The sequence below is a fragment of the Candidatus Vampirococcus lugosii genome, assembly GCF_018420025.1.
In the GTDB taxonomy this organism is placed as follows: domain Bacteria; phylum Patescibacteriota; class Gracilibacteria; order Absconditabacterales; family Absconditicoccaceae; genus Vampirococcus; species Vampirococcus lugosii.
On sequence record NZ_JAEDAM010000025.1, the window covers coordinates 1 to 13,301 of the forward strand.

General features: G+C 20.4%; 9 protein-coding genes. 3 read left to right on the forward strand and 6 right to left on the reverse strand.

The window, feature by feature from the left end; all coding sequences use genetic code 25:
• Positions 1–445 (reverse strand): AAA family ATPase (locus tag VAMP_RS02675; RefSeq protein WP_213348947.1); only part of this gene is annotated, 445 nt, incomplete at its 3' end.
• 87 nt (positions 446–532) lie between these two features.
• Positions 533–1,792, reverse strand: a complete 1,260-nt coding sequence (locus tag VAMP_RS07015; protein WP_213348949.1) for a restriction endonuclease subunit S — start codon at positions 1,790–1,792, stop codon at positions 533–535.
• 200 nt (positions 1,793–1,992) lie between these two features.
• Between VAMP_RS07015 and VAMP_RS07020 the strand changes: the two genes are divergently transcribed.
• The 3 genes from VAMP_RS07020 to VAMP_RS02695 all read left to right on the forward strand — a co-directional run bounded on the left by VAMP_RS07020 (position 1,993) and on the right by VAMP_RS02695 (position 5,761).
• Entirely contained in the window at positions 1,993–4,020 is a 2,028-nt protein-coding gene (locus VAMP_RS07020; protein ID WP_213348951.1) for an elongation factor 4, read from the forward strand.
• 190 nt (positions 4,021–4,210) lie between these two features.
• A complete protein-coding gene (locus VAMP_RS02690; RefSeq protein WP_213348953.1) occupies positions 4,211–5,203 on the forward strand; it encodes a phospholipase D-like domain-containing protein in 993 nt (330 codons plus the stop codon).
• Between the two features lie 222 nt (positions 5,204–5,425).
• A complete protein-coding gene (locus VAMP_RS02695) occupies positions 5,426–5,761 on the forward strand; it encodes a hypothetical protein (RefSeq protein ID WP_213348955.1) in 336 nt (111 codons plus the stop codon).
• Between the two features lie 121 nt (positions 5,762–5,882).
• On the opposite strand, the gene VAMP_RS02700 is transcribed toward VAMP_RS02695, so the two are convergent.
• The 4 genes from VAMP_RS02700 to VAMP_RS02715 form a co-directional block, all read right to left on the reverse strand.
• The gene (locus tag VAMP_RS02700; RefSeq protein ID WP_213348957.1) at positions 5,883–6,461 is read right to left on the reverse strand and encodes a hypothetical protein; all 579 of its coding nucleotides are present in this window, start codon (positions 6,459–6,461) and stop codon (positions 5,883–5,885) included.
• A gap of 38 nt (positions 6,462–6,499) precedes the next feature.
• The gene (locus VAMP_RS02705) at positions 6,500–7,894 is read right to left on the reverse strand and encodes a glycine--tRNA ligase (protein ID WP_213348960.1); all 1,395 of its coding nucleotides are present in this window, start codon (positions 7,892–7,894) and stop codon (positions 6,500–6,502) included.
• Positions 7,895–8,034: 140 nt separating this feature from the next.
• On the reverse strand, positions 8,035–11,889 hold the full coding sequence (locus VAMP_RS02710) for a hypothetical protein (RefSeq protein WP_213348962.1): 3,855 nt from the start codon (positions 11,887–11,889) through the stop codon (positions 8,035–8,037).
• Between the two features lie 151 nt (positions 11,890–12,040).
• Positions 12,041–13,301 (reverse strand): right-handed parallel beta-helix repeat-containing protein (locus tag VAMP_RS02715; RefSeq protein WP_213348964.1); only part of this gene is annotated, 1,261 nt, incomplete at its 5' end.

Here is a 13,301-nt window from a genome sequence, read left to right on the forward strand (position 1 = left end):
TATCATATTCATCTATCAATATTACTACTTGTTTTCCTGTTTTTTCATATATTTTTTTTGCAAGTGTACCTATATTAAAACTTTTTGTAAAATCTTCTAAATTATATATTTTTCAATCATAAAATATTTCAAGCTTTTCATTTATAAATTCATTTACATCTTCAAATTCGTTATAACTTGCAAAACTCATATATACTACTGGATTTGTTTCTTCAAAATTTCGTTTATCATAAATATATGTATTTTGGAATAATTCTTTTTCTCACATATACAAATATTTTATCATTGATAATGTCAATGATTTCCCAAATCTTCTTGGTCTAGACAAAAAATAATACCTATTACTTATCAATAAATTATGTATTGTTTTAGTTTTATCTATATAATATCATTTTTCATTTATAAATGTTTTGAAATCTTGTGTTCATATCAATATTTTTTTCATTTCTTTAATTTTTTTAATTTTACTAAATCCTTTTCATTATATTTTTTTCTTTACCAAAATCAACATCTTTTCCCGCCCGGGCGGGAATTAAACTTTAACTCTTACTTTGCCCGTCAATAAGTCCTTCATAAGTCATTTTTTAATATTTTCAAGTTTATGTTTATATGCTTGTTCTTTTTCTATTTTTTCATCTGCATTTGATAAAATTTCTGCTATTTTTTGTTGTTCTTGAAGAGGAGGATTTTTTATTTTAAAATTTCTTAAAACATTTAATGGAACAAAATTTTGACTAGTTCATGATAAAATAGATTCAATATTTTTATTAAATAAAGAAGTATTTAAAAAATAATAAAAATATTTAGATTGAATCATATTTCAATTAAATCTAAAAATTCAAACATTTTTGACAGAAAAATTGATTTTATCATTTAAAATAATAACAGGATTTCAAATAGTTCATATCATTCAAAATAATATATCATATTTTTTAACATAACTTCTTTTATTTATATTTAAATAGTCATTATATGATATATTATAGAAATCATCTAATTTTAATTTTCAATAATTTCATAAATTCTTTGATGTATATAATGGATATCAAAAAATTACTGGTTTAGGTGTATCATGTGTTCAATCAGTAATACTACTACAAACTTCAATTGATTCTTTCACCTCCCAACTCTCTGGAATTTTCCCCAACTCACTATCTTTAAATTTTGTATGAGGTTTTCAAGTATTTATATCAATTCATTTTGTAAATAAATCTTCCATCAATCAAGTTTTGATTTTTTTGTATTTTTCTATCAAATCATCAGTTTTTTGTATAGCTTCATCTACTGTTGAAAGTATTTTTGCTATTTTTTGTTGTTCTTGAAATGATTGAGGAAAAGTAATAAAAATATTTTTTAAATCTCAGTTATTTATAGCTTCTTGAGTACTTCATTCAGCATATAAATCTTTTTGTTTATTAAAATCATCTGACAATATAAATTGATAAAGATAATCAGAATTTATTGATGTATTTAATCATAAAAATCAAGTAGATAATATATATTTATTATATAGTTCATTATTAGCTTTTATTACTTTTAAAGTATATCTCATTTTAGCAAAATATATATTATCAATGATAGCTTGTATATTTGCTCTTGAAGGTCTTTTATTAAATGTAATATATTCTTCAAAAGAAATAATTTTATTTCATTGAATTGATGAAGTAGATAAATATTTTTTTTCTCAGTTAAAATTTATAATTCAGCTTCATTGAATTTTAAAAAAGTTTTCATCTACAAGATTTGTTGTTTTCCACCCTTCAGGAATTTTCAAATTTTCTATATTAGTCATAATTTTATTATTTTAAATAAAATAGTTATTATCCCCAAAAACAAACTTTTTTGCAAATATTTATTTTATATAATTTTTTATAATATATAAAAAAAATTTTATTTCAATAAAAAAACTATTGTATAATTATAAATTACTTGAAATATTTAATAATATCTATATTATGATAGGTAAATTATTTAAATTTAACATAATTTTTTATGAAAAATATTCGTAATTTTTGTATTATAGCACATATTGATCATGGTAAATCTACTTTAGCTGATAGAATGCTTGAAATTACTTGAACAATAAAAAAATCTGATCATTGACAAGTACTTGATAAGTTAGATCTTGAACAAGAAAGATGAATTACTATAAAATTAACTCCCGCTAGGATGCAATGGAAATGATATGAACTTAATTTAATTGATACTCCATGACATGTTGATTTTCAATATGAAGTTAGTAGATCATTGTCTGGGGTAGAATGAGTAGTTTTACTAGTTGATGCAAGTCAATGAATTCAAGCTCAAACACTTAGTACATTATATATGGCATTAGATTACAATTTGGAAATAATTCCTGTTTTGAATAAAGTTGATTTACCAGCTGCTGATCCTGAAAGAGTTTGAAAAGAATTAGAAAATTTAATTTGAGTTGATCAAAATGATATAATAAAAATATCTGCAAAAACATGAGAAAATGTAGAATTAGTGCTTGATTCAATAATAGATAAAATATTAAGTCCTGATGTTTTTTTGGATATATACAAAGATATGTATTATCATAAAATTGCTCCTGAAAAAATTAAAGATGACAATAATATAACTAGAGCTTTAATATTTGATAGTGTATTTGATAGATATAAATGAGTTGTAGCTTATATAAAAGTTCTTAGTGGTTCCATAAAAGTATGAGATCATATAAAACTTTCTCATACCAAAATTTGATTAACTCCTACGGAAGTTGGGCATTTTGCTCCTGATTATGAAAAAGATAAAGAAATTAGAGAATGACAAATATGATATATTCTTACAGGTCAGAAATCTGTAAGAGATGCAAAAATTTGAGATACAATTATTAATATTCAAGATGATAAATTAAAAATTAAAGATTATGATTTATTATTTGATAATAAAAAAATTCCACTTAAAGATCTTGCTATTCCTTGATTTAAGAGAATAAAACCTTTTGTATATTCATGAGTTTATCCTTTGAACACAAATGATTATGAGAAATTAAGAGATAGTTTTGAGAAACTTACACTTAATGATAGTGCTATTGAATATGAATATGAAAATAGTTTAGCTTTGTGAAATTGATTTAGAGCTTGATTTTTGTGAACATTACATATGGATATTATTAGACAGAGATTGGAAAGAGAATATTGAATAGAAACAATATTTACAGTTCCTAATGTTATATATCTTGTCAAACTTAAAGATTTAACCTTGGAAAAAGTAAAAACTTGAAATAATATATTGGAAATAGTAAAATCTTGATATCATAAATTTGTAATTGATGATTTTGATGAAAGAGATTCAAATTTATCTGATGCCGAAATAGCTGATAAATATTTGGAACAATTAAAATACTGGATGATAATTAGATCAGGTAGTGAAATGCCAGAGCCTGGGAAAATAGAGTTAATATGGGAACCTATTTCAGAAGTAGAAATTGTTGGTCCACAAGATTATAGTGGTAATATAATGGATTTGGCACAAAATCATAGATGAGTTTTGAAATGAATGGAATATATTGATAATGATAGAGTTTTGCGAAGATATAGAATTCCTTTGGCAGAAATAATAGTTGATTTTTATGATATATTAAAATCTACTACTAAATGATTTGCAACTATGAATTATGATTTTAAATGATATGAACAAAATGATTTAGCAAGAGTAGATATTTTGGTAAATAATGAAAGAATTGAAGCTTTTAGTTTAGTAACTCATAAAGATAAAGCTTATAATCTAGGCAAAAGTATAGTTTCCAAATTGAAAGAACATATTCCAAAACATTTGTTTGCTGTACCTATACAAGCTGCAATATGAACTAGAATAATAGCAAGAGAAACTATTCCTGCTATGAGAAAAGATGTAATAGCAAAATGTTATGGATGAGATGTTACTAGGAAAAGAAAACTTTTGGCAAAACAAAAAGAATGAAAAAAGAAAATGAAACAAATGTGATCTGTAAATGTGCCAAATGATATATTTATTAAAATGGTAAGTAGAAATTAATTATATTAAAATTAGTTTATAATTTAAAATTTATTGTTTAATAATTTGATTAAATTAGGTTTAAAAATAATATTAAAATATATCAAAATAATGATACATTTTTTTTGTGAATATTTTGTTTATATTTCAAAATATCTTTAGTACAAAAATACTTTTTGTAAATAATTTTATTTTTTAAAAATAATAAAAAATGAAAAAATGATTTAATTTATGATATATATTATTATGAATTATTATTTCATTTACATTTTTTTTGTTATTTTATTCTTATCAAAATTGAGATATTGTTTTTGAAAAAAAATTTGAAAATTCAAATTTGGAAAATACAGAATGAATTTTATATTTTTCTCCTACTTACGATCACGAACGATATTTAGATTATATTGATGAAAATACTGAAAATTTATGGATTTATATTTATTCTTTTATTTATGATCCAATTATTGATAAATTTGATAAAATATCAAAAGATACAGATATAAAAATTATTATAGAAAATAATAAGTTTAGACATAATGACAAAGATTATTTGCAATTAATTGAAAGATTCAAAAATAATTCAAATATTGAAATAAAAAACGATGAGGATTTAGATATTAATTTTATGCATGCTAAAACTTTTTTGTTTGATGATAAATTTATAATACAAACAGCAAACTTAACTTATTCTGCATTTTTTAGATCATCAGAAATATTTTTTGTGTGATATAATAAAAATATTTTGAAATCATTAAAATATATTTTTGAACAAGATTGGAAATGAGAAAGTATAGATAAAGATAAAATACATCCAAATCTTTTGGTTTGTAATATAAATTGTAGAGAAACTTTTGAAAATTATTTATCAAATGCTAAAACTAGTATTAAAATATTTAATCAAAGTCTTTCAGATCCTAATATAACAAATATATTGAACAATTTTGATTGAGATTTAAAAATTATTTTATCAGATAATGAATATAATTATTCAAATAAAGAAATTTTTGATAATAATGAATTGCAATTTTTGGAACAAATATATTTACATGCAAAATCAGTTTTGATAGATGATAAATATTTGATAGTATGAAGCACTAATTTCACTACTAACTCAATTGACAATAATAGAGAAATTAATATAGTTATCATTAATAATGATTTAATTAATGATTTTAATAAAAATTTTTCTAAATATTGGAAATAAATATTTAATTTAAAATAAGATTTGCGAAAAAATAAAAATATTTTTATATACTATACTCTCTTTTTTATATAAAAATTTAACTAATCTCGTAATTTTTATATTTATATTCATTGAAACAGTCTAGTATAAAAAAGTATAATTTTGTCTTGAAATATTAAGTATATTACTATATTATATAACACTAAATAAAAAAATTTAAATTAAATTAATATAAAATAAATAATGCTAATATGATTAATAGATGACAAAGATTATTGAATAGAACAAATAAAAAAATCAGTTCCAAATAATATAAAATATAAATTTAAACATTTTTTTAGTTACAAAGATGCTATCAAAGAAACTTTTGATATATTATTTTTGGACTATTATTTAGATAAAGATTGAGTAAAATGAAAAGAAGTAATCCAACTTATGGAAGCAAATATAATTATAGGATTTAGTTCTGTTCCTGAATGTAATAATATATTATTAATTAAAGGTGCAGATTATTGAATTACTAAATTAAAATCAGATGATAATGAAGATTTAAATAAACTTATGAAAACAATATTATAATTTAATTTTAATGAAAAAAAGAAATATTTTATTATATTTCTTTTTTATATTATTAAAAATGAATTATATACTACAATATTATTTATAAATAAAATTTTTTATCATAAATAAACAAAAAATGTTAATATTTTTGCACACATTCATTATTTTCACACTTAATTTCACTAAAGATACAATCACATATCCTATCATCAAAACAACTTATATTATCTAATACAAATTTTTCATAAGATTTTATATAATTCACATTCATAATTCTTCAACAACAATAATCATCAGCAATACCACAATCTGAATCAGTATCACAATAATTTATATTACCAAATTTTTTATTAATAACATTTCAAATATTATTACATGATATTTCTGATAAATTATTTTTTTCATCTTCTATATTTTTTAGAACTCTAGAAACATTATTTTCTCATATTCAAGTTTCTAATTTTTCTAACAAAACAATAATTATAGCTTTATTTCTTTTATTTTCAGTAATATCATATATTTTATCTATATGATTTATATACGATATTACTTTTACATCTGTTTTTGAAGTATTTATAATTATATTAGCAACTTCTTGAATTTTATTTCTTTTGACCTGTGATATTTTTTCTTCATACATAGTATTAGAATACATAGAATTAGAAGTTCATAATCATATGATTATTGAAAACAATCATAAAACAAATAACTTTTTCATATTAAATTAAATTAAATTTATATAAAATATATAATTATTTACAACAATTCATCAATTTTTATTCTTTTTTGTTGCATAGTATCTCTATCTCTAATAGTTACAGTTTGATCTTGTAAAGTTTGATTATCAATAGTAATACAATAAGGAGTTCATATTTCATCTTGTCTACGATATCTTTTTCAGATATTTCAAGATTTATCAAATTCACAAACATATTTATCAGAAAGTTTTTCAAAAAATTCTTTTCATTTATCCAACATTTCTTGATTTTTTTCCATCAAAGGAAGTATAGCATATTTTATTGGTGCTATATTGAAAGGGAATTTAATTACAATTCTATTTTGCTCATTTCATTTTGGATCAATATATTTTTCTTCATTATAATAATTTGCCATCACAACAAAAGCAGTTCTATTAAGTCATATACTAGATTCTATAACATAAGGAATATATCTAAATCAAGTTTTGGGATCAGAATATTGCATATCTACCCCACTATGTTTTTGATGATTTTTGAGATCATAATCAGTTCTATTATTCAAAGCTTGAATTTCTCACCAAGCCCAAGGAAATTTATATTCAAAATCATGAGTACAATCTGAATAATGTGCTGCTTCTTCTTTTGGTAATTCTCTAGCTTCTATTTTTTCTTTATCTATTCATAATATATCAGTCCACCATTTATAAAATTCATCTTTCCAATATTCATAAGAATCTTTTGCATCATCAGGATGTACAAAATATTCTATTTCCATTTGCTCAAATTCTCTCTGTCTATAAATAAATTGTCATGGTGTTATTTCATTACGAAAAGCTTTTCCTACTTGTGCAATACCAAATGGAACTCTAACTCTCATAGTATTTAAAATATTTTTGTAATCAACAAAAATTCATTGACAAGTTTCTGGTCTAAGATATACTAAATTTTCATCATTATCAATTACTCATTGATGAGTTTTGAACATAAGATTAAATTTTCTAATTTCTGTATAATCCAATGCTCAACATTTTGGACATATGATATTTTTTTCAATAATATATTCTGACAAATTTTCTGTTGGTGTTCACTCCCCTGCCCAATTTTTGGGAACTTGAGAATCATTAGATTTATTTATATATTCTTCTATTAATTTATCTGCTCTAAATCTATTTTTACATTTTTTACAATCCATAAGTGGATCATTAAAACCTGCCACATGTCAACTTGCTTGCCAAACTTTTTTATTCATAAGAATTTGAGTATCCAAAGCTATTATATCTTGTCTTTTATGAACAAATTCTTTCCACCAAAGATCTCTTATATTATTTTTAAGTTCTATTCAATAAGGTCAAAAATCCCATGCATTTCCAAGTCATCAATAAATTTCACTACCAGGATATACAAATCATTTTCTTTTTGCCCATGAACTAATAGTATCAAGTTTAATTTCCATAATAATATTTAATATTTTTATATATAATAAATATATACTTTATATATAAAATATATAAGTTTTCAAGATTAAGTTAATTTTTTATCTAATATTAATACAAGGATTTATAAATTTTAGTCTACAAAGATAAATTTAATAATTTATGAAAGTCGCCATTTTTTTGAATTAATTTTCTTTACATTGTCTTGACAAGATGGATTTAATCTTAATTTTTTATTATATATAGTATATCCTTCTGGAGACAAAGAATTATCAGGATTTATATCAATATCTAATCAAATATCATTCGCCAATTCTCTAAGATAATTATCTACATAATATTCTAATGGTGTTTCCAAATTTCATGAATAATAATAATTGTAATCAAGTTTATATCTAGATAATTTTTTATTATCTCAAATAGCAATAATAAATCTTGCTATTATTTTTCAATTTTCATCAGCAATATTAAATACTCATTTATTTACATCTATTGTATTACTTATAGATGACCACCAATATTCTCATAATGATCATCTAGTATGAAATTTATCAATATCAATAGATTTTCATACTCAAAGAGATTTTAATGGATTTTTTTCTCTTTCTATCTTAATTTTATTTAAAAAACTTTTAGAATCTCAAGTAAAACTATCTCATCTAAAAAGACAATCTATTTTACGAGTATAATTATCATTCAATTCTCTCAAATTTTTTATTTGTAATTCCAATTCATCCCATATTTCTTTATCTAAAGAAATTATAGAATCTTTATATTTTAAAATATTTTGACTAAAATAATCCAATAAATTATTAATTGTTATATTAAAATAAGATTCTTTATCTGTATATACACTAGAAACAAAAATAGTCTTAAATTTTATTTTATTTAGATTTTTATCTAAAACTCATAAATTATTTATTTTTTCTATACTTTTTATAGCTAATTCAAATGGATTATCTATTGATAATCATATATTTTCAATTTCTTTATTTTTAAATATTTTAGTATTTGATGATAACCATATTTTCTGTTGTTCTTGTGATAAAGATTTATCTAATCGTTCTTTATTTTTTTCCAAATCATATTGCAATAAATTATCAGGACTTAATTTTTCTTGTTCATCAAATTCTCAATTTAAATATCATATTAATATTTCAATTATATATTCTCTTTCTCAATTATATAAATGTGAATTAAAAGAATATTCCTTATTATACAACATTTTAAATGCATTTATAAAATCTGGATTATCAAATTTATTTTTATCTATTTTAGATATTTTATCTATTTTTTCTTTAAGATTTACAAAAGCAAATTTTTTCAATTCACTAATTATTTTTTTATAATACATATTATCAAATTTTTTTAATACATTTTGCATAAAAAGTTCTTCAAGTCATTCTATATTTTCATTTTCAATAAAATAATCAAAATATTTTAATTTTTTTTCACAATTTTGTGTATTATTTTCTTTTAATATTTCTTCAAACTCTTTTTTTAGACTATCAAAATCTAATTTTCAAGTTTTTTTATCTATAAAATAACTAATTGTTTTGGGTAATTCTTTTTGTTCTAATTCAAGATCTAATTCTTTAATTAAAGATAATTTTTTTATTGAATCAATAAGTAATTGATTTTCATATTTTACACAATATCAAATTATATCATCAAAAATATTTTTTTGCAAACTTGAATCTGGAGTAGAATCAATAATATATATTGATTTTAAATATTCTTGTATATCTGAATTATTACACTTTTGTATAAATTCATCAATTGTATTAGATAATAAAATGAGTAATTTTATTTTACTTTCATTTCAATATATCAAAATATTTCTAACATATTTATTACTCAACAATTTATCAAAATCTTGTAAAGAATTACATAATCAAATTATAAATCTAATATTATTTTTATTTCAATTTACTAACATATTTCTAACATATTCATTATTAGACAAGCTTTTAAAATCTTGTGAAGAATTACACAATCAAATTATAGAATTAATATTATTTTTATTTCAATTTATTAATATATTTCTAGTATATTCATTATCAAACAATTTTTCAAAATCTTCCAAAGAATTACACAATCAAACTATAGAATTAATATTTTTTTCATTTCAATCTATCAAAATATCTTTAACATATTCATTATTAAATAATATATCAAAATCTTGTGAAGAATTACATAATCAAACTATAGAATTAACATTTTCTTGATTTCAATCTATCAAAATACTTTTGGTATATTCATTAGCAGACAAGTTTTCAAAATCTTCCAAAGAAGATAATTTCAAAAAACTTTTTATATTATTTTTATTTCAATATATCAAAATATCTCTAATATAAATATTATTAAATAATATATCAAAATCTTGTGAAGAATTACATAATCAAACTATAGAATTAACATTTTCTTGATTTCAATCTATCAAAATACTTTTGGTATATTCATTAGCAGACAAGTTTTCAAAATCTTCCAAAGAAGATAATTTCAAAAAACTTTTTATATTATTTTTATTTCAATATTTTAATATATAATTAATTTTTTCATTCTCACATAATTCATAAAAATCTTGTGAAGAATTACATAATCAAACAATAGATTTAATATCATCTTCATTTCGTTTTATTAAAATATTTTTGGTAGATTCAGTATTACACAATTTATAAAAATCTTGTGAAGAATTACATAATCAAATTATAGCTTCAATATTTTTTTCATTTCATTTTTCCAAAATAATAATAGTATGTATATTACAAATATTTAGAAAATCCTGTGAATCTTTACACAATCAAATAATAGATTTAATATTATTTTCTTTTCAATTCATCAAAAGTTCTTGAATAAAATTATTATTATATAATAATTCAAAATCTTGGTAATTATTACATAGTCAAACAATAGATTTAACATTTTCTTTATTAGAATTTTGAAGAAATTTACTAGTATATATATTTATATTATTAGACAATTTTTTAAAATCTTCATATGAAGAACATAATGAAATTATTGAATTAATATTAGTTTCATCTCAAGTTATCAATAAATAAGTAGTTTTTTGATCACATATATCCAAAAAATCATCATATGTTTTCAATAGTCATATAATAGAATTAATATTATTTTCTTTTCATCTCATTAAAACATTAATAGAATTTTCATTATTACATATTTTTTTAAACTCATCCAAAGAATTACATAATCAAAGAATAGATTTAATATTATTTTTATTTCAATTTATTAATATATTTCTAACATATGTATTATCACAAAATTTACTAAATTCTTGAAACGAAGAAGATAACAAAATAATATCTTCAATATATTTTTCATTTAAATTTATCAAAAGATTTCTAAGATATTCATGTTTATTTTTATCTTTACATAATTTATCAAAATCTTCCAAAGAAGATAATCAAAGAATAGATTCAATATATCTTTCATTTCAATTCATCAAAAGATTTCTAGTATATGTATAATTACATAATTTATTAAAATCATTAAATCAAGAACATAATCAAACTACAGATTCTAAATTTTTCTCTTTTGAAGAAATTAAAATATCAACAATATATTCATTATTACATAATTTATTAAAATCATTAAATCAAGAACATAATCAAACTACAGATTCTAAATTTTTCTCTTTTGAGTTTATTAAAACATTTTTTATATTTTGATTATTACACATTTTTTCAAATTCTTCAATATTTTGTCAAAATATTATTTTTTCTACAAAAGAAAAAGAAAAATTTTTTCCAAAATATTTTTCCAATATTTGAGAATAATCTTTTAATCATTTTATATATCATTCCATCAAATAAAATTCATCTTTAGTTATTCATACTTCATTTTCTTTTTTTTCATCTCATTTTTTCAAGACATCAAATATATAATTTCTTATACAATCTTTTATACTTTCCAAATCATTTGAATCTTTATAAAGCTCTTTTATTTCAGATATTGAAACATTTGATAATGTTCAAATATTTAATTTATCCATTTTTACAAAATATTTATATATTTAAAATTTATTATAATTTTAATTATTAATATATATTTTTAAATTAAAGTCAAGACAAAATATTTAATATAGCAGTCTATTTCAAATGTGTACGACTACGGGCGAAAACAAAAAATTTATTTCAAATTGATTAATTTTCAATAAGAATATCAATATTATTATTATTTTCAAATGTATTATTACTCTCTAAATTTAGTTCATCTAAATTGACTAAATTATTATTAGAATCATACTTTTCTGGAACATAAAGACCATTATTATTATTTTTTATACTATTGTTTTTTATTTCAATAGTATCATTAATAATATTACTTTTTACTCGAATTCAACTTTCTTCATTATCAAATATAATATTTCAATCTATATTTAAATTGTAAGAATTATCAATATATATTCAATCTCAAAATCATGTATTACTAGATTGAGTATGATTCTTAGTTCAAGAAATAATATTATTTTTTATTGTTGATTGAGAATTTTCATAAATAGGTCAATCATCTTCTCAAGAACAAAAAGTAAATCATCGAACAGTTGAGCAACTTTGAGAAGTACCATTTATATGATTAATGGTTAAAGCACTTCAATAATTATCTTTTATTTCATTATTTTCTACTTCTACACTAATTGTATTAATGAATGTATTATAAATACCTCATTCAACTCATAATAAAACTCATCATGCATTTCTCCAATCTGTCAAAGCATGAGAGTTTCAAATTATTTTATTATCTTTTATCTTAACATATTTCTCTTCTTCTATTGCACCAGAAGCAGAAGCTTGATATGAAGCATGATAAATTCATCTTTCTCAATTATTTAAAACTTCTGTATTTACTAACTCACCATATGAATAAAAACCTATCCCATCGTTAGCATTTTCTTCAAATTTTGAATTTCTTATTGAAATATTTTTCGAACCTGTTACCCTAATTCAATCAACATTATTATTATGAGAATATACATTATCAATTAATATATTATTTGAAAATTCAGCATAAATACCTCTTTGACCAAACTCTTTAATTTCAAAATTTTTAATTTCAATATTATCAAAATTATTAATAAAAATTCAATGTTCATTAATACTAACACCATCCAATACAGGTCTATCTGTACCGATACCTATTAAAGCAATTCATTCTTTATCTATTATTAAATTCTCTTTATAGGTTCAAGATTCTACACATATCACATAATCTGCTTGAGCATCATCTATTGCATTTTGTATATTTTCTCAATTTTTCACTGTTATGTCGCATTTATCACTTGCTCAGCTTGAAATACTACCACCACTTTCTTTAAAATAAGTATCTGATTCTTTTTCAACCTCACTTAAATCTCAAGATCAAGATATTTTTTCATTTATTTCTTTATTTTCTGTTAAATCACTA